At 62.9% G+C, this 17,789-nt stretch carries 18 protein-coding genes; 9 read left to right on the top strand and 9 right to left on the bottom strand.

Annotated features, from left to right (window positions below; genetic code table 11):
• Positions 1 to 131 precede the first annotated feature (131 nt).
• Together F8197_RS02385 and F8197_RS02380 are read left to right on the top strand one after the other, a co-directional pair.
• Positions 132 to 989 carry a flagellin gene (locus F8197_RS02385; RefSeq protein ID WP_152879687.1) on the top strand — a complete coding sequence of 286 codons (858 nt, stop codon included), beginning with the start codon at positions 132 to 134 and terminating at the stop codon, positions 987 to 989.
• 99 nt (positions 990 to 1,088) lie between these two features.
• Complete coding sequence (locus F8197_RS02380) at positions 1,089 to 2,042, top strand: hypothetical protein (protein WP_152879685.1); 954 nt, start codon at positions 1,089 to 1,091, stop codon at positions 2,040 to 2,042.
• 39 nt (positions 2,043 to 2,081) lie between these two features.
• Here F8197_RS02380 and F8197_RS02375 read toward each other — a convergent pair whose 3' ends face one another.
• From F8197_RS02375 to F8197_RS02335, 9 genes are read right to left on the bottom strand one after another with little or no spacing between them, the layout of a single operon-like run.
• Entirely contained in the window at positions 2,082 to 2,633 is a 552-nt protein-coding gene (locus tag F8197_RS02375) for a DapH/DapD/GlmU-related protein (protein ID WP_227012022.1), read from the bottom strand.
• 13 nt (positions 2,634 to 2,646) lie between these two features.
• Positions 2,647 to 3,591, bottom strand: a complete 945-nt coding sequence (locus F8197_RS02370) for a UDP-3-O-(3-hydroxymyristoyl) glucosamine N-acyltransferase (protein ID WP_152879681.1) — start codon at positions 3,589 to 3,591, stop codon at positions 2,647 to 2,649.
• A 19-nt stretch (positions 3,592 to 3,610) separates the two neighbouring features.
• On the bottom strand, positions 3,611 to 5,695 hold the full coding sequence (locus F8197_RS02365; RefSeq protein WP_152879679.1) for a flagellar biosynthesis protein FlhA: 2,085 nt from the start codon (positions 5,693 to 5,695) through the stop codon (positions 3,611 to 3,613).
• Complete coding sequence (locus F8197_RS02360) at positions 5,692 to 6,834, bottom strand: flagellar biosynthesis protein FlhB (protein ID WP_056147850.1); 1,143 nt, start codon at positions 6,832 to 6,834, stop codon at positions 5,692 to 5,694. Before F8197_RS02360 ends, F8197_RS02365 begins: the two co-directional genes overlap by 4 nt.
• Entirely contained in the window at positions 6,827 to 7,621 is a 795-nt protein-coding gene (fliR, locus tag F8197_RS02355) for a flagellar biosynthetic protein FliR (protein WP_152879677.1), read from the bottom strand. Before fliR ends, F8197_RS02360 begins: the two co-directional genes overlap by 8 nt.
• Before the next feature lie 9 nt (positions 7,622 to 7,630).
• Positions 7,631 to 7,903: a flagellar biosynthesis protein FliQ gene (gene fliQ / locus F8197_RS02350; protein ID WP_373996762.1), complete on the bottom strand. Its 273-nt coding sequence runs from the start codon at positions 7,901 to 7,903 to the stop codon at positions 7,631 to 7,633.
• 18 nt (positions 7,904 to 7,921) lie between these two features.
• A complete protein-coding gene (gene fliP, locus F8197_RS02345) occupies positions 7,922 to 8,710 on the bottom strand; it encodes a flagellar type III secretion system pore protein FliP (RefSeq protein ID WP_152879675.1) in 789 nt (262 codons plus the stop codon).
• Positions 8,707 to 9,084 (bottom strand): FliM/FliN family flagellar motor switch protein, encoded by a 378-nt coding sequence (locus F8197_RS02340; protein ID WP_056147862.1) that lies wholly within the window; start codon positions 9,082 to 9,084, stop codon positions 8,707 to 8,709. Before F8197_RS02340 ends, fliP begins: the two co-directional genes overlap by 4 nt.
• 2 nt (positions 9,085 to 9,086) lie before the next feature.
• Positions 9,087 to 9,995 carry a FliM/FliN family flagellar motor switch protein gene (locus F8197_RS02335; RefSeq protein WP_152879674.1) on the bottom strand — a complete coding sequence of 303 codons (909 nt, stop codon included), beginning with the start codon at positions 9,993 to 9,995 and terminating at the stop codon, positions 9,087 to 9,089.
• A gap of 591 nt (positions 9,996 to 10,586) precedes the next feature.
• Here F8197_RS02335 and F8197_RS02330 point away from each other — a divergent pair.
• From F8197_RS02330 to fliD, 7 genes are all read left to right on the top strand, one after another.
• Positions 10,587 to 10,931 (top strand): flagellar hook-basal body complex protein FliE, encoded by a 345-nt coding sequence (locus F8197_RS02330; protein WP_056147867.1) that lies wholly within the window; start codon positions 10,587 to 10,589, stop codon positions 10,929 to 10,931.
• Positions 10,932 to 10,964: 33 nt separating this feature from the next.
• The gene (fliF, locus tag F8197_RS02325; protein ID WP_373996761.1) at positions 10,965 to 12,728 is read left to right on the top strand and encodes a flagellar basal-body MS-ring/collar protein FliF; all 1,764 of its coding nucleotides are present in this window, start codon (positions 10,965 to 10,967) and stop codon (positions 12,726 to 12,728) included.
• Positions 12,712 to 13,752, top strand: coding sequence for a flagellar motor switch protein FliG (locus F8197_RS02320; protein WP_056147869.1), 1,041 nt, complete (start codon positions 12,712 to 12,714; stop codon positions 13,750 to 13,752). Before fliF ends, F8197_RS02320 begins: the two co-directional genes overlap by 17 nt.
• Positions 13,749 to 14,465 (top strand): flagellar assembly protein FliH, encoded by a 717-nt coding sequence (gene fliH / locus F8197_RS02315; RefSeq protein WP_056147872.1) that lies wholly within the window; start codon positions 13,749 to 13,751, stop codon positions 14,463 to 14,465. Before F8197_RS02320 ends, fliH begins: the two co-directional genes overlap by 4 nt.
• Positions 14,462 to 15,772, top strand: a complete 1,311-nt coding sequence (fliI, locus tag F8197_RS02310; RefSeq protein ID WP_373996760.1) for a flagellar protein export ATPase FliI — start codon at positions 14,462 to 14,464, stop codon at positions 15,770 to 15,772. The genes fliH and fliI overlap by 4 nt, the downstream gene beginning before the upstream one ends.
• A gap of 23 nt (positions 15,773 to 15,795) precedes the next feature.
• Positions 15,796 to 16,227 (top strand): flagellar export protein FliJ, encoded by a 432-nt coding sequence (fliJ, locus tag F8197_RS02305; protein ID WP_152879672.1) that lies wholly within the window; start codon positions 15,796 to 15,798, stop codon positions 16,225 to 16,227.
• Between the two features lie 110 nt (positions 16,228 to 16,337).
• Positions 16,338 to 17,738: a flagellar filament capping protein FliD gene (fliD, locus tag F8197_RS02300; protein WP_152879670.1), complete on the top strand. Its 1,401-nt coding sequence runs from the start codon at positions 16,338 to 16,340 to the stop codon at positions 17,736 to 17,738.
• The last annotated feature ends 51 nt before the right edge of the window (positions 17,739 to 17,789 follow it).

Raw genomic sequence — 17,789 nt, 5'->3', positions numbered from 1 at the left:
AAATTCTGAAAAAATATTCAAAAAATTTCTGCGAAGCATTTAATAAGCGGCCCGGCCTTGTCGCCTTGTGTAGTGGAGAGCAAGAGAAAACGGTGCTCTAAACTGACATCATCCAACCCAGGAGTAACAAAATGCTGAGCCTTCACACCAACAACGCTGCCCTGTCCGCACAGAACGCCATCGCCAAAACCCAGAGCAACTTGTCGACGTCGATGACGCGCCTGAGCACCGGCTACCGCATCAACACTGCATCGGACGATGCGGCTGGCCTGCAGATCGCCACCCGTCTGAAGGCTCAGACCAGCGGTATGGCCATGGCCATGAAAAACACCCAGAACGCCACCTCGATGCTGCAAACCGCGTCGGGCGCCTTCAACCAGGTCACCAACATGCTGGTCCGCATGAAAGACTTGGCCACCCAGGCTGCTGACGTGTCGTCGAGCACCAAGGACAAGGAAGCCATGCAGTCCGAGTTCGACGCACTCGGCAAAGAACTGTCCAACGTCATGAACAACACCACCTTCGGCGGCACCACCCTGCTGGCCGGCGGTACCCTGGCCGGCTCGATGACCTTCCAGATCGGCGCCTCGCAGTCGGAAACGATGACCGTCACCGTGGCCAGCGCCATGACTGAGCTGACCAGCGCCCTCGGCTCGGCATCCGCCAACTACACCAGCGCCACCAGTGCTGCTTCTACCGAACTGACGTCCGCAGCCAACGCCACCATCAAGCTGCTGGCCGACGCCATCGACAAAGTCGGCGTTGTCAACTCGGCACTGGGCGCGACCATCAACCGCCTGGACCACATCAACAGCAACCTGTCGAACATTTCGACCAACACTGAATCGGCTTCGGGCCGTATCATGGACACCGACTTCGCGACCGAATCGGCTTCGATGACCTCGAACCAGATGTTGCTGCAAGCTGGTACCGCGATGCTGAAGCAAAGCAACAGCATGTCGTCGCTGGTCATGTCCCTGCTGCAGTAATTTTTGCAACGATACGGTGCGCCTGGGCACCGGTCGTACAGGAGCCAACCGGTCATCCGGTTGGCTTTTTTTTCACCACTTACGTAAAGAGCGATCCAGATGGTCGACCGACTCGGCGCCGCCGCGCGCCCCGCCAGCATTCCCGACCGGCAAAAGCTGCCGGGCCCGGTGCTGCGCGGACCGCTCGATTCCGTCAGTCGCTACCCGGTCGGCCCACTGCCGCCGCCCCTGCCGAACCTGCCCACGCTGCCAGGCGTCAATGCGGTCCCGCTCGGGCCCGTGGCCGACGCCCCTGAAACACCGGCCGCGCCCAACCCGGCGCTGCAAGCCGCCGCCGACGCCCTGGCCGAGCTGGCCGACGCGGTCGAGCCGCCTGCCATGCGCCCCAACCAGCTGTTCATGTCGCGCCAACTCACCTGGCATCCGCCCGATGCGGCAATGATGGCCGCCTCCTGGCAAATCATGGTGCGCACCTATGGCGAGCAGCGCGCCGCCTGGCTGGAGCAGGCCAAGGGCCAGCACCTGCCGGCCAGCCTGTTCATGGCCGACCACAACCCTTCCGCCGTGCGCGAAGGCCGCGCCGGCCCGCCGCTGATCACGCAGACCGAACCATGGCGTTTCGCCGTGTTCGCCTGGGGTGCAGAGCGGCTGGTGTTAAAAGTGGTGATGTTCGACGAGGAGGAGCCACGTCGGTCGGCGCGCAAGCGTGCGCGCATGGCCTTGCGGCTGGAATTGATGTTGTCCGGCCTGGGACGGGTGACACTCCAGCTCGAACCAATGGCCGGCAACCGGGTGCTGATGGAAGTTGGCGCCGCCCACACGTCGGTCAACCGCCATATGCGCGAGATATTGCCGTCGCTGGCCAACGTGATCAACCAGTGCGGCCTGACCGTCGTGCGCTGCCACCTGCGGCGCGAACTGGCGCCGGGCCTGGCGCATATCGCCCCCACCCCGGCCGACACGGCGCAGCTGACCACGCCGCTGTTCAAAGCCATGGCGGAGATCGCCATGCAGCTGTCGCAGCCGGTCGAGCCGCAACCCGACGCGGCCTGAAACGCAACTGCCGCGTCAGGCCATGGGCCTTACCTGCTCTTATTCGCTGACGGTCTTGCGATAGAACTTGGCCGGAATGCCGAACCAGACCTCGTTGTCGGGCACGCTCACGCGTACCTGCGAGTTGGCGCCGATTTCCGAATTGCGACCGACGGTCACGCCCGGCATGATCACCACGTTGGCGCCAAAGCGCGAACCGCTGAGCAATTTGCCGGTGAGCTTCTGGTTATTATTGCTGAGCACAGGCGTATCGGTGGTGACGAACGAATATTTCATGATCACGTCGTCTTCGACGATGGTGCCGGCCGACAGGGTGCAACGGCTGCCCATGGTCACGCGGTTGCCGAGCACGCAATTGCTGCGCACCTCGCAGTAGGCGGTCATCGAGCAATGTTCGCCCACCACGGCGTTTTCGCCGATCTTCGAAAACGTGCCGACCTGGGTATGGGCACCAACCCTGGCGCCGCGTTGAATCAGGACATAGTCGCCGATGGTGCAGCCCTCGGCCAGCTCGACGTTTTCTTCGATGATGACGAAGCTGCCGATCTTGACGCTGGCGGGGATGATCGCTGTCTCGCTGATCTTGTTCATGTTCAGTCTCCTATTAAGACAAGTTTTTAGGCACGCCATTGTGCCGTGATTTGTCCCGCGGCTTGACCACCGCGGGCACCCCCACCAGCAAGCTGTGAGGTACATCGACATCATTGACCACCACGGCCCCGGCGCCAACGATGGTATCCATGGTCAGCCTTATCATCGGCCGCACAATACAGCCCGAACCGAAGAAGCACCGATCGCCGGTCGTGACATTGCCAGCCAGGCTGACCGAATTGGCAAAGTGGTTTTGCTTGCCGACGTTGCAGCCGTGGCCTATCTTGGTGCCGTGGGCCAGCAGCGTGCCTTCGCCGATGATGGTGGCCTCGTTGACCGAACCACGCACCACGGTCACGTTGGTGCCGATGAAACACCGTGCCTCGATGATGCAGCCGCCGATTTGCGGCTGCACGATGCGTTCGCGCGTTTCAGGGTCCCAGATCCAGGCCACACCGGCAGCGCCAATGGTGGTGTGCGAGGCGATTTCGCACTCTTCCTCGATGGTGGAACCGTCCTCGACCACCACGTGCGGCCCGATGCGGGTGCCCTGCTTGACGATGCAGTCGCCGATCACGCTGTAGGGGCCGATGGTCACGCCCGCGCCGATGACGGCGCGCGGGTCGATGACGGCAGTGGGGTGAATATCGGAAACGATCGCCGGCGGCGCCGCATAAAAGTGCCGCATCAGCTTGTAAAACGCCAGTTGCGGCTCAGCCACGACAATCAATGTGTTCGAGCCATCGACACCCTCGGCCGCACGGCAGATCACCAGCGACTCCCGGATGGCGCCGGCCAGCTCGGTCGCACCCTCGACAAAATAGATGCCGGCCGCCTGCACATGGCGCAAGCTGGCAAACGCCAGGCCGTCACGCTCCGGCCCCTGCTGGACGAAGGCTATCGACAAGTCACGCAACGCCGCACCGACCACGTGCGTCGAAAACAATCTGCTCTTCATTTTTACTCCAGGTGCGCGGTTAGCCGACAGTGCCGATAATGCTCACTTCGCGGTTTTCCGGGATTTCGTTGTAAGACAATACGTGCAGCCCCGGCGCGAACAAGCGCGCGTACCTTGCCAGCAGCGGGCGAATTTGCGGCAATACCAGCAGCAGCGGCGGCGTCGCCTGCTGTTTCATCTGTTCGCGCGCCACCGGCATGTTCACTTGCAGCTGGGCCAGCAGGTTGGGGTCGATCGGGTAGTTGTCGAGCACCACTTTACCGCCCTGGCGGGCCTGGTTCAGGGAGCCGAGCAGCATGTTTTCCAGGTCGCCGCCCAGGTTGAACGCCTGCATCTCGGTGCGTTGGCCGAACAGCGCCGTGACGATCTGGCGCCGCAGCGCGCAGCGCACTTCCGCCGCCAGCAAAATCGGATCCTTGGTGGTCTCGGAACTGTCCACCAGGGTAGTGGCGATCGGCACGATGTCTTTGAGCGAGACGTTCTCCGCCAGCAGCACGCGGAACACGCGCAGCAGCTGGGTGTGCGTGAGCGACTTGTCGAGCGTGCCCGCCAGCTTGGGCGACAGTGCATTCAAGCGCTCGATCATGTGCGGCACGTCTTCGTGGCGGAACAGCTCGGGCAGGTATTCCCGGATCAGCTTGGACAAATGGGTGGCGATCGCGCTCGACGTCTCCACCACCTGGTAGCCGAGCCCCAGCGCGTTGGCTTTCTCGCTGGTCTCGATCCACGTCACCGGCATGCCGTAGGCCGGTTCGATGCCAGGGATGCCGTCGATGCTGCCATACACATTCGGCGACGGGATCGCCATCAGGCGGTCGGCAAACACTTCGCCCTGGGCCACCACGCTGCCCGACAGGATCACCGAATACTGCGACGGTTTCATGCCGAGGTCGTCGCGCACCGAGATCGGCGGCAACAGCAGGCCCATTGCCTCCGACAGGCTCTGGCGCACGCCGCGCACGCGCTTGACCAGCGGTTCGCCCTGCGACTTGTCGATCAGGGAGACCAGCTTGTAGCCGAGCGCCACCTGCAACGGCTGCGTGACCGGCAGGCTTTGCCATTCGATTTCCGGCGCATCCTCGCGCAGCGCCTTTTCGATGGCGGCGATATGGGTGGTGTCGGGCGCCTTGACCTGCTGCCCCAGCTTCCAGCCCACGTACGCCAGCACGATGGCAAACGGCATGAACATCTGCCATGGCATGCCCGGCACCAGCGCCAGGATGAACATCATGCCGGCGGCGCTGAACATCACCTGCGGCGAGGTCAGGACCTGGTTGCCCACCTGTTGTTCGAAATCGCCGGTGTCGGAAATGCGGGTGACCAGGATGGCGGCGGCGGCCGACAGCAGCAGCGCCGGGATTTGCGCAACCAGGCCGTCACCGATGGTCAGCAGCGCATATTGCTTGAAGGCGTCGCCGAACGACATGTCCTGCATGATCGAACCGATGGCCACACCGCCCACCATGTTGATGATCAGGATCAGGATACTGGCCACGGCGTCGCCGCGCACGAATTTCGAGGCGCCGTCCATGGCGCCGTAGAAGTCGGCCTCGGCCGCCACGTCCTTGCGCCGTACCTGCGCCTGTTCCTGGTTGATCAGGCCGGCATTCAAGTCGGCGTCGATCGCCATCTGCTTGCCCGGCAACGCGTCCAGGGTGAAGCGCGCCGACACTTCGGAAATCCGCTCGGCGCCCTTGGTCACCACCATGAAGTTAATGATCATCAGGATCACGAACACCACGATACCGACCACGTAGTTGCCGCCGATGACGACATGACCGAACGCTTCGATCACCTGGCCGGCAGCGTCGGTGCCCTGGTGGCCGTGCAGCAGCACAACCCGGGTGGAGGCCACGTTCAGGGTCAGCCTGAGCATGGTGGTGGCCAGGATCACGGTCGGGAATACCGAGAAATCCAGCGGCCTGCGGGCCGACACCGACACCATGATGACGATCAGGGCCAGCACGATGTTGAACGTAAACATCACGTCCAGCAGGAATGGCGGCAACGGCAGGATGATCATCGCCAGGATCGCCAGCAGGAAGGCCGGGGTGGCGAACTTGTGGCGGCGCGCCTCGACGATCAGCGCTTTGAAGAAATTCATGACTGCTTAACCTCGCTCATGGATGTAGGTACGACAACTTCGGTGGGTGGGACCGGCCGGGCATTGCGGCGCCCGCTGTGGAACGCGCGCAATTGCAGCACGTAGTTCAGCACCTGCGATACCGCCTGGTACAGCTGCACCGGGATCTGCTGGTTGACCTGGCTGGTGTTGTAGATGGCGCGCGCCAGCGGCGGCAGCTCCATCACTTCGATCTCGAATTCTTTCGCCAGCTGGCGGATGTACAGCGCCATCTCGTCGATGCCCTTGGCCACCACGAATGGCGCCTCGGCGCGGTCGTGGTCGTATTTCAGGGCCACCGCGTAGTGCTCGGGGTTGACGATGACGACGTCGGCCGTGGGCACCGTCTTGCGGGCGCTGCCGCGCGCCAGGGCCCGCTGCAACTGGCGGATCCGGCTTTTCACTTCGGGCCGGCCCTCGCTGGTCTTGTGTTCTTCCTTTTGATCCTGCTTGCTCATGCGCTGGTTCTTGGCGAAAAAATACGCCTGCGCCGGCACATCGACCAGCGCGAACAGCACGAAAATCACCACCATCGCCATCAGCCCGTCCATCATCAGCGACGCGCCCGCCACCATGGCCTGGCCCATCGGCATATGCTGCAACTCCATGTAGGCGCCGATGGTCGAGCGCGCCATGTGGATCAGGACCGAGATCAGCACGCCGGCCTTGGCGATCGAAATCAACAGTTCGGTGCCGTGCTTGGCGCCGAACAAGCGGCCCAGGTTGGCCATCGGACTCATGCGCGAAAACTTGGGCGCCCAGTTTTTGGTGGACACCACCCAGCCACCGGGAATCATCGCTCCCATCATGATGCACATCGGCACGATGAACAAGGGCAGCACCATCTTGATGAACAACCACATCGAGGTGATGAACAGCGTGGACATGGTGTTCTCGATCGCGCCTTCGCTGTCGAACGGCGCGAAGCTGGTGTGGAAAATCGCATTGATGTCGGTCATATAGCTGGGCAGCAGGTACACGAACAGTTTCAGGCTGACCAGGATGCCGATCGCGGTGGCCAGGTCGCGCGAGCGGACCACCTGCCCTTCGTCGCGCGACTTCTTGAGTTTCTGGGCTGACGCCTTTTCGGTCTTGTCGCCGGTGCTGCCCTGGTCAGCCATGGGCGGCCGCCTGCATCTGCTGGCGTATCATTTCCAGCACCTGGTTGGTCATGCGCACGTAATGCTCGGGAATGAACTTCACCAGCTCACCGAGCATCATCAAGCCAAAAATCGTGATCACGGCAAAGCCCAGCGAGAACAGGTTGAGGCTGGGCGCCACCCGGTTCAAAAAGCCGAAGCCCAGCTGCACCACGATGGTGGCAAACACCACCGGCAACGCCAGCAGCATTGCCGCCGAAAAAATCCACGCGACGTTGTAGGCCACGGCGTTGAGCAGCAGCGGCGAGTAGCCGTGCCCCAGCGGCCAGGCCTGGAAACTCTGGCCGAGGATGCCGACGATGACCAGGTGGCCGTCGATGGCAAAGAACACGATGATCGCCAGCGTGGACAGCAGCGCCGACACCACGTCCGACGACTGGCCGTTGAGCGGATCGTTCATTACCGCCATCGACAAGCCCATCTGCGAAGTGACCATGTAGCCGAGCACGCCCACCACCGACATCGCGAAGTGGAATGCCAGGCCCAGCACGAAGCCGATCAGGCCCTGCTCGATGGTGGCGACCACGCCGTGCATGGAAAACGGATCGATCGGCGCGTGCTGCGCACCAATGCCTCCGGTCAGCGGCAGCATGACGATGGACAACACCAGCGCGAGCAGGATGCGCACCGTGACCGGCGTCACCGCCTCGCCCAGCACGGGCGCGCCGATGAACATGGCAAGGATGCGGCAAAACGGCCACCAGATGGCGGTAAGCATGGGCAGCAGGTTGGCCAGGACCGGTTCCATGCGCAGCAGCTAGCCGACCAGGGTGGCGGCGCGGGTAAAAATCGAGACGCAGTAATCCATCAGGTAGCCGGACATCCAGCGCCCCATCAGGATCACGGCCAGCAGGGTCACCAGCAGCTTCGGTAAAAAGCTCAGCGTTTGTTCGTTGATCTGGGTGGCGGCCTGGAATAGCGCCACCAGCAAGCCCACGATCAGGCCCGGCACCACCAGCATGATCACCAGCAGCATGACCATGTGCAGCGATTCGGCCACCAGGTCGACGGCGATTTCAGGAGTCAGCACGGAATATCCCCTTCGCCGTCAGTAGGCCTGGATACTGGTGACCAGCGTGTTGACCGTCAGCGTCCAGCCATCGACCAGCACGAACAGCAGCAGCTTGAACGGCAGGGAAATCACCAGCGGCGACAGCATCATCATCCCCATCGCCATCAGCACCGAGGCCACCACCAGGTCGATCACCAGGAACGGGATGAACAGCATGCAGCCGATCTGGAACGCGGTTTTCAGTTCCGACAGCACGAACGCGGCCAGCTTGACCGTGAACGCGTGCTTGGTCGGGTCGGTCACATGGTCTTCGCCGGCTAGGTGGGCGATCTGCCTGAGCGCGGCCTTGCTGGTTTGCGCCAGCATGAAGCGCGACACCGGCTGCTGGGCGATCTGCAGCGCGGTGTCCAGGCCGATCTTGTCCTGGTCGTAGGGCACGAACGCTTCGGTCCAGATCTGGTCGCCGATCGGGCGCATCACCAGCAAGGTCAGGATCAGCGCGACGCCGGTGATTACCCGGTTGGGCAGGCCCTGCTGCAAACCCAGGGCCTGGCGCAGCAAGGAGAGCACGATCACGAAGCGGGTAAAACTGGTCATCATCATGACCATCACCGGGAGCAAGCCCAGCAAGGTCATGATGATCAGGATCTGCATCTTGACCGTCAGTTCGGTCCTGGCGCCTGGCACCACGTTGGCCAGCAGGTCCACCGCATGGGCGGCGCCCGGCAGCATGGCAAGCGCCACGGCAAGCGCAGCGCCGGCCAGCATGCCGATCTTCACCTTGTGCGCCGTCAGCTTGCCGGATCTTGACTCGACCACGGTCATGGGGTCATCAGGTCCAGGTTCAGACCGTCGAGGTCCAGTACCTTGAGGCCGTAGTTCTCGCCGGCGACGACCACTTCGGCGCGACCGATGGCGGTGCCGTTGACCTTGATGACCAGCGGTTCGCCGGCCAGCACGTCGAGCTCGACCACGCTGTCGGGGCCGATGGCCATCAGGTCTTGCAGCGAAATGCGCGCGGAGCCCACTTCGAGCGTCAGCGTGACCGGGATCTTGCGCATCATGGCGGGCAGGTCGCGGCGCGGCGCCTGGGCGGCCACCGAGGTTTCGGCCAGCTCACCGCCGACTTGCTCGATGATCATTTCGTCGGACAGGTCTTCCAGCAGGGCGTCGTTGGGGTTGGCTACGTTCATGTTCATCGTTATTCAGCATCTTCAAAGGAGGTGAGGCAAAGCTTGCCCTTGTGCTCGGTCACGGCGGCCGTGAACAGGCGCGAGTCCTCGAGCAGGACGTCGGCCCGGTGCAAGCTGATCGGGATAATATCGCCGACTTGCAGGTCGTACAGGCTGCCCAGCATGACTTCCTTGCTGGCTAGGCGGCCCGTGATACCCAGGTGCAGGCGCTGCGCCAGCGGACCGGCCGGCTTGCGCTTCTTGGCGCCGTCGCGGTCGCGCAGCAGGCCGCGCAGCACGCCGGCCATCAATTGCTTGTCGAGCGCGAACCAGAAGCGGCCCGCCGTCACGCCGCTGGTGGCGCCGGCAAGGGTGACCACGATCACCCACGCGCCTTTGGCGGGCTGGGCGCCGGTGGTCGGCTTGAAACCATAATCTTCGACCGGTTCTTCAGCAGTAGCCGCTTCGCCGTTCGGCAACCGGGCGCCCGGCGCCAGGTTGGTTTCGGGCAGATTGGCCTCGATGCGGCCGGCCAGGATGCCCGCTAACTGTTGCCCTAAAACCACAGCCAGGCGTTCCTCGGTGGCGGTCACGCGCACCGCTGCCTCGTCCACCTCGGCCACGCTGTCGCTCTTGGCGCCACTACTATAACGATAGTTGAGGACGCTGAGCAACACCTTGCGTTCGAGCGAAAAAGCAATCTGGCCGGCTGGCGCGGCAAAACTGAGCCAGCGGCTGCTGGGGGCCGTGGCGCTGTCGATGCGGCTGAACTGTACGTCTTCCACCTGGAAGCCGCCCCAGTAGCGCCGGTGCATATTCAGGCGCATGGACTGCGTGAGGTCGTCACGCAACTGCGCCGCAAAGATGGGCAGCAGGTGCACGGGACGCCCTAACAGCGAGGGGTCCAGGACTTGATGTTGCGCAGTTTGTTTCGTCATTGTCGTATCAGGGAATGGTCCGGCGTTGCAACAGCATAACTGAAAGTAGGATGCTTCCGGTAGCGACAGCATACCCGAAAATTCACATTATTGCCATTGAACAATATTCCCCTTGAATTGTGTCATCTGACGTGTCGCATCATGTTTACGCAGGGCAAATAAACCTTTACAGGAGTATTGCTAGCCGGTAAGCTTATTCCAGCATTACTTGGTATTCGCTGCAACGCAACAAACCTTTCGCATCGTGCTTAGTGAATGATTTATAACGATATTTGCTCATAGAAAACATGATAAAAGGCCTTTGCAGAATGCGGCGCGTCGCCCCGCCAAGCGACAGTCAAACGTGAATTTTTTTCGGATTTCCCCCTACTTTTTCATTCAGCGCCATATTACCCGGCTGGCCCGCGCCTGCTTTGCCGTCCGGATTTGTCCGACAGATCGCGTGGCAAATCCAGCAACACTGTGACATATACAACATGCAGTGTCGCACGAACGGAACACGCAAACGCGCGCGGTCTCAGGCAGTCCTTGCTGCGTGGTGGCAATCTGGCTATGTTAGGGACATCAACGCTGTAGTAACCGGAGGTAGCAATGAGTAACGGAATCGCAGGCCTGATCCAGGCCGACCTGGCCGCGCTGACCAACGCCGCGCAAGCGCTGTCAAACGCTGCCGTGGCCCCCGCCAGCCAGTTCGGCGCCAGTACGCCGCACCAGGGCTTCTCGTTTTCCCAGGCCATGCAAGACACCATCGGCAAGGTCAACGACGGCGATGTCGCCGCCGGCCAGAAGATGGCCGACGTGGAATCGGGCAAAAGCGACGATCTGATCGGCGCCATGCTGTCGAGCCAGGAAGCGAGCCTGTCCTTCTCCATGTTGATGCAAGTGCGTAACAAGGTGATGGGCGGCCTCGACGAACTCATCAAGTTGCCGTTGTAATGACCCGCTGTAACCGCCCGCGAAAGTCCATCCGTGATTAACACCTTCAAGACCGCCTTCGGCCGCTGGCGCACCAGCCCGACCGCCATGTCCGTCTCCCCCAGCCTGCTCAAGAACCTCTACCCGCTGCTGCTGCTGGCAATCGGCGTGACGGCGCTGGTGCTGATGCTGCTGTGGAAAGACCAGTCCGATTACAAGCCGGTATTCGGCGCGCGCGAAAAAGTCTCGGCGTCCGACATGATGAATGTACTGGAAACCGAACGGGTGCCGTACCGCGTGCACCCGGAAAGCGGCCAGGTCCTGGTGCCGGCCGACATGCTGGGCAAGGTCCGCATGCTGCTGGCCGCCAAGGGCGTCACCGCGCAACTGCCGGCCGGCCTGGAACTGATGGACAAGAACGATCCGCTGGGCGTGTCGCAATTCGTCCAGGACGTGCGCTTCCGCCGTGGCCTCGAAGGCGAGCTGGCGCAATCGATCATGACCATGGACGCGATTGCCCATGCGCGCGTGCACCTGTCGATCGCCAAGTCGAGCTCGTTTGTTTCGTCCGATGGCGACAAGTCGTCAGCCTCGGTGGTGGTCGCACTCAAGCCGGGCACCACGCTGCAACCGGAAGCGATTGCCGCCGTGATCAACATGGTGTCGGGCAGCGTGGCCAGCCTGGCGCCGGCGCGTGTCAGCCTGGTGGACCAGGCCGGCAACCTGCTGTCGTCGCACGTGGACCTGTCCGAAGGCTTCGATGGCGCCGCCGGCGGCAACGAAGCGGCCAAGCGCTACCAGGACGACGTCAAGCAGAACATCAAGGGGCTGCTGGGTCCGGTGATCGGCGACGACAACTTCCGCCTGTCGGTGGCCGCCACGGTGAGCAACGACCGGGTCGAGGAAACGGTCGAGAAATACGGTGCCGATCCGAAAGTGACCAGCGAAGCGATGCGCGAAGAGCAGGACCGCAACCGCATGGTAATGGGCGTGCCGGGCACGCTGTCGAACCGCGCGCCGCCAGCCAACCCGAACCCGGCCGATGCCGCCAAACCGGCCACCGATCCGGCCAACGGCAACGACGGCAGCGCGCGCAAGAACGCTACCACCCGCCAGTACGCTTACGACCGCAGCATCACCCAGACCAAGCGCAGCCGTGGCAGCCTGGAAAAACTGAGCGTGGCCGTGGTGCTGGCGCAAGCCGCCGCGCCGACGCCTGCCTCCGGCTGGAGTGCGGCCGAGATCGCCAATATCGACAAGCTGCTGCGCAATGGCCTCGGCATCAACGCCGAGCGCGGCGACCAGCTGGTGGTGTCCGCCATGAACTTCCCGGCCAAGGCTGCCGTGGTGCCCTGGTGGCAGGAACGCGACAACGTGGTCGATATCAGCTCCTACGTGATTTACGGCGTCGGCTTCCTGCTCGGCTACCTGCTGCTGCTGCGTCCATTGATGCGCCTGGTGACGATGCGCTTCGCCCCGGATCCAAAGGAGCAAGCCCGCACTGCCACGGAACGCCGCGCTGCCGAAGCGGCCGCCGTGGCCGCCGCCCGCGAAGCCAAAGACGCCAACGGCAACCCGGTTGCCGCGCTGCCTGGCACCCCTGCCGTGCCGGTGCTGGGCGCCGACGGCCTGCCGGCGCTGCCAAGCGCCACCGGCCCGACCACCATGGTGCCGCTGCTGGAAAACTACGATCTGCCGCCACCAGGCTCGGCGGTGGATGTCATGGTCGATCACCTGAAAGTACTGGCCGAGAAAGAGCCGGAGCGCGTCGCCGAAGTCGTCAAACAATGGATGCAGAAAAATGGCCGAACTCAATAATTACCAGGATAACGACGGCGAATTTGGCGCTCAGGCCAAGCTGACGCCGGTCGAACAGGCCGCCATCGTGCTGCTGAGCATAGGCGAGGAACCGGCTGCCGCCGTGCTGCGCTGCCTGTCGCGCGAGGAGCTGATCGAAGTCACGCAAGTGATGTCGCGCATGAGCGGCATCAAGGTCGAATCGGTCAAGAACGCGATGCAGACCTTCTTCGACGACTACCGCCAGCAGTCGGGCGTGCATGGCGCGTCGCGCAGCTACCTCAAGCGTTCGCTGGACCTCGCGCTCGGCTCCGACCTGGCGAACACGGTGTTGAACAATATCTACGGTGACGAACTGCGGCCGAAAATGGCGCGCCTGCAATGGGCCTCGCCGAAGTGGCTGGCCGAATACATCTCCAACGAGCACGTGCAGATGCAAGCCGTGTTCCTGGCCTTCCTGCCGCCGGCGCTGGCCGGCCAGATCATCGACGCACTGCCGCTCGAAGGCCGCGACCTGGTGCTGCTGAACCTGGCGCGCATGGACGAGATCGACCGCGAACTGCTGCAAGAGCTCGATGAGCTGGTGGTGCGCTGCCTGAGCTCGTTTGACTCGCAAAGCACCAGCGTCGAAGGCATCCGCCAGACCGCCGAGATTCTCAACCGCCTGCCGGGCAACCGCGCGCAGATGGTGGAACTGTTGCGCGCCCACGACCCGGAAGTGGTGTCGAAGATCGAACTGTCGATGTACGACTTCCTGATCCTGGCCAACCAGTCCGAAAATGCGCTGTCGCGCATCATCGAGGAAGTACCGCTCGAGCAATGGGCGATCGCGCTCAAGGGCGCCGAAGTGTCGATCCGCGACGCCATCCTCAAGACCATGCCGAAACGCCAGGCGCAAGCCTTCGAGGACATGATGCGCCGCGCCGGCCCGATGCCGATGTCGCGCATCGAGCAGACCCGCCAGGAAATCATGAACACCGTCAAGGCCCTGGCCGACAACGGCGAAGTCGAGATCCAGCTGTTTGCCGAACAGGTGGTTGAATGAAGCAGTTCCGCGCCTACCGCTTTCCGCCGCTGGCCCAGTTCACCAGCATGGCGCAGCAGCGCGCAGCCGCCAACGGCAACGCCAGTGGCGGTGACGCCGGCGCCCAGTGGGCCGCCTCGGTCACCGAAGGCTTCGAACAGGGCCAGCGCGACGGCTATGAAATCGGCCTGGCCCGCGGCCAGGAAGACGGCTACGAAGCCGGCCGCACCGCCGGCCAGCAGCAAGGCCGCGAAGAAGGCCGCCACGAAACCCTGGTGGCCTACGACCAGATGGCACGCCCGGTCGATGCCATGCTCAAGAGTTTGAAAAAGCTGCGTTCCGACTACCGCGCCGCCCAGCGCAAGGAAGTGGTGGACCTGGTGGCCAAGGTGGCGCGCCAGGTGATCCGCGCCGAGCTGGCCCTGCAACCGGTGCAGCTGATGTCGCTGGTGGAGGAAACCCTGGCCTCGATGCCGCCCACCCGCGAGGAAATCGACGTCTATCTCAATCCCGAAGAACTCAAACGCATCACCGAGCTCGATCCCAAGCGTTCCAAGAAATGGCACCTGATCGGCGACGCCCGCCTGGAAGTGGGCGAATGCCGGATCAAGGCTGGCGATAATGAAGTCGATGCCGGCTGTCATCAGCGTCTTGCTGCTGTCATGGAACAGGTCGATAATCAGCTGCAGGCCGCCGACGGCGGTGATGATGACGATACGGAGACCGAACAGTGATCGCCGATGCCTTGCGCAATCTCGAACTGGGCAGCGTTCCCATGGCCACCCCCACGGGTCGGCTGGTGGGTGCGTCCGGTTTGCTGCTCGAGGCGGTCGGCTGTCCCTTGCATACCGGCCAGCGTTGCCAGATCGAGACAGTAAGCGGCGAATGGCTCGATGCCCAGGTCGTCGGTTTCCGCGACAAGGTGTCGTATTTGATGCCATTCAAAAAGGCGATCGGCCTGACCACCGGCGCGCGGGTGTTGCCGTCCCCCGACAAGATCAGCCTGCAAATCGGTTCCGGCTGGCTGGGCCGCATGGTCAACGGCCTCGGCGAGCCGATCGACGGCCTGGGCAAGCTGGGCGGCGACTTTCCGCTCGACTCGCAGCCGCCGCGCATCAATCCCCTCAAGAAGAAGCCGGTCACAGAGCCGCTCGACGTCGGCGTGCGCGCCATCAACTCCATGCTGACCCTCGGTCGTGGCCAGCGCGTGGGCCTGATGGCCGGCTCCGGGGTCGGCAAGTCGGTGCTGCTGGGTCTGATGACGCGGCAAACCGTGGCCGACGTGGTCGTGGTGGGCCTGATCGGCGAACGCTCGCGCGAGGTGCGCGAATTCGTCGATATGTCGCTGGGTAAAGAGGGCTTGCAAAAGGCGGTGCTGGTGATCGCCCCGGCCGACGAAAGTCCGCTGATGCGCATCATGGCGACCGAATTGTGCCACTCGATCGCGGCGCATTACCGCGACCAGGGCAAGAACGTGCTGCTGCTGGTCGATTCGCTGACCCGCTACGCGATGGCGCTGCGCGAAGTGGCGCTGGCGCTGGGCGAGCCGCCGGCCACCAAGGGCTATCCGCCATCGGTATTTTCCGCCCTGCCCCAGCTGGTGGAATCGGCCGGCAACGGCGAAAACCAGGTGGGCAGCATGAGCGCCATCTACACCGTGCTGGCCGAAGGCGACGACCAGCAGGATCCGGTGGTCGATACCGCGCGGGCGATTCTCGACGGCCACATCGTGCTGACGCGCGAACTGGCCGAGCGCGGCCATTACCCGGCGATCGACATCGGCCAGTCGATCAGCCGCTGCATGAGCCAGGTGATCACGCCGGAGCACATGCTGGCGGCGCGTGCACTGAAAGCGAGCATGTCGCGCCACGACCGCGTGCGCGACCTGATACCGCTCGGCGCCTATGTGCCGGGCGCCGACCTGGTCACCGACAAGGCCGTGATGCTGCATCCGCGCGTGGAACAGTTCCTGTGCCAGGGCACCAAGGAAGAAGCGCCTTACGCGCCGTGCATCAACCAACTTGAAACGCTGATGAAGTGACACCTTGAAGTGAGACCGACAATATGAGCCAGCACAACATCCGCAACCTGACCACCCTGGTCGCCCTGCGCAACACCGAAGTGGAGCGCCTGCAGACCGAGATGGCCGAAAAGACAAACTTGCGCGACCGCTACCAGAAAAATCTCGACCGCCTGACCGGGCTGTACGTCAACATGGGCGCCAGCGGCAACCTGCACCCTGCCCTGGCCGGCAACTGCGGCGACTACAAGCAGGCCGTGATGGTGATGGCCGACAACCACCGGGTGGACCTGCATTTGCACGAGGCCGACATGGCCGTTTCGCAGCAGGCGCTCAATGCGGCCTGGGCCAGGCGCGAGGTGCTGGGCAAGGTGCTCGACAAACAGCACAAGGTGGTTCAGAAAGAGCAACATTCCAAGGAACGCAAGCAGCATGATGAATTGGCAACGCAAGCGTGGTGGCGCGGGCAAAAGTAAATGGGCTTACGCGCAACACCGGAAAAATAGTTAAAAAACTTTTCATAGGGAAACGATTAGGGTCGCCTTGTATCAGGGTACACTCACTCATTGTTTCCAGGAGCAACAATATGGCCATCATCACCAGTCCAACCTACGATCCGCAAACGACGGCCACCAACCTGGCCAATGCCTATATCAAGGCGCCCCAGGCCGTGCTCGATGCACAGGTTGCCCGGGACAAATCCGACACGGCGGCGCTGGCGACGCTGGGCACGGCGTTGTCCACGTTCCAGACCGCGATCAACGCGTTGGCCAATGGCGCCAGCAAGACCATCAGCGCTCGCGGCGCCACTTTCAGCGACACCACCATCGCCACCGGCAGCGCCGGTGCGCTCGCTGCCGCCGGCAGCTATTCGTTCTTCGTCGAGCAGGTGGCCACGGCCGGCCAGGTATCGTTCGGCATCAGCAACGGCCTGGCGCCCAATAACGGCAAACTGAACATCAAGATGGGCGACAACTCGATCATCGAGATCGACCTGGCCACGGCCAACACCGACAACAACGGTGAACTGACGCCAAAGGAAATCGCTGCCGCCATCAATGCATCGTCCAACAACGACGGCAAGCTGACCGCGTCGACCATCACCATCAACGGCGATACCCGCCTGGTGCTGACCTCGACCAAGACCGGCAAGGATGCCGGCGTGGAAGACATTACCTTGACCGGCGCCACCGATCCGACACTATCCGCCAACCTGGCCAGCAAGACCGTGTTGACGGCCGCCAATAACGCGATTGTCTGGTCCGGCCCCAAAACCACCGGCACAAAGATCGAACAGGCGTCCAACACCTTCACCGTCATCGATGATGTGAGCTTCACCATCGCCAAAGCGCAGGGCGCCAGCGATGCGCCAATCACGCTCAAGGTAGGTGCCGACACTGCCGCCACCACGGCCAACGTGCAGTCGTTTGTCACCGCTTATAACAATTTATACAACGCGATCAGCTCCCTGACCCAGGCCGGCAACGCCGCCAGCAATGTTACGCCAGGCGTGCTGAACGCCGACTCGGGCGTCAAGGCGCTGCGCGACCAGCTCGGTACCGCCTTGCGCGCTGCCACCGGCGGCCTGTCCCTGGTGAGCTTTGGCATCACCGGTAATCGCGACGGCACGCTGTCGCTCGATACCGCGCGCCTGACCAAGGCCGTGGCCGCCAACCCCGGCTCGCTGGACACGATGTTCGGCAGTTCGTCGTCGCTGGGCCTGAACGATAGTGGCGTGTTGGGCAAGATGAACAAACTGATCAGCAGCTGGACCGACACCTCCAAGGGGACGATCTCGGTGCGCAAGCAGGCCAGCACCAAGCTGCAAAGCCAGCTGGCCGACCGCCAGACCGCCCTGGAAGTGCAGTTCAACAACGCCTATCGCCGCTACCTGACGCAATTTACGACCTTGCAGCAGTTGCAGTCGTCGATGACCAACACGTCGAACCTGTTCACGGAGCTGTTCTCCAGTAGCAGCAAAACTTAAGCATCAACCCCGGGCGGCAACCGCCGCCTTTTACACAGTACGGTGAACACC

The organism is Duganella sp. FT27W, from assembly GCF_009295655.1.
Lineage (GTDB): Bacteria > Pseudomonadota > Gammaproteobacteria > Burkholderiales > Burkholderiaceae_D > Rugamonas > Rugamonas zoogloeoides.
Note: the sequence above shows the minus strand (reverse complement) of the source record. Positions and strands in the feature narration are given on the sequence as shown.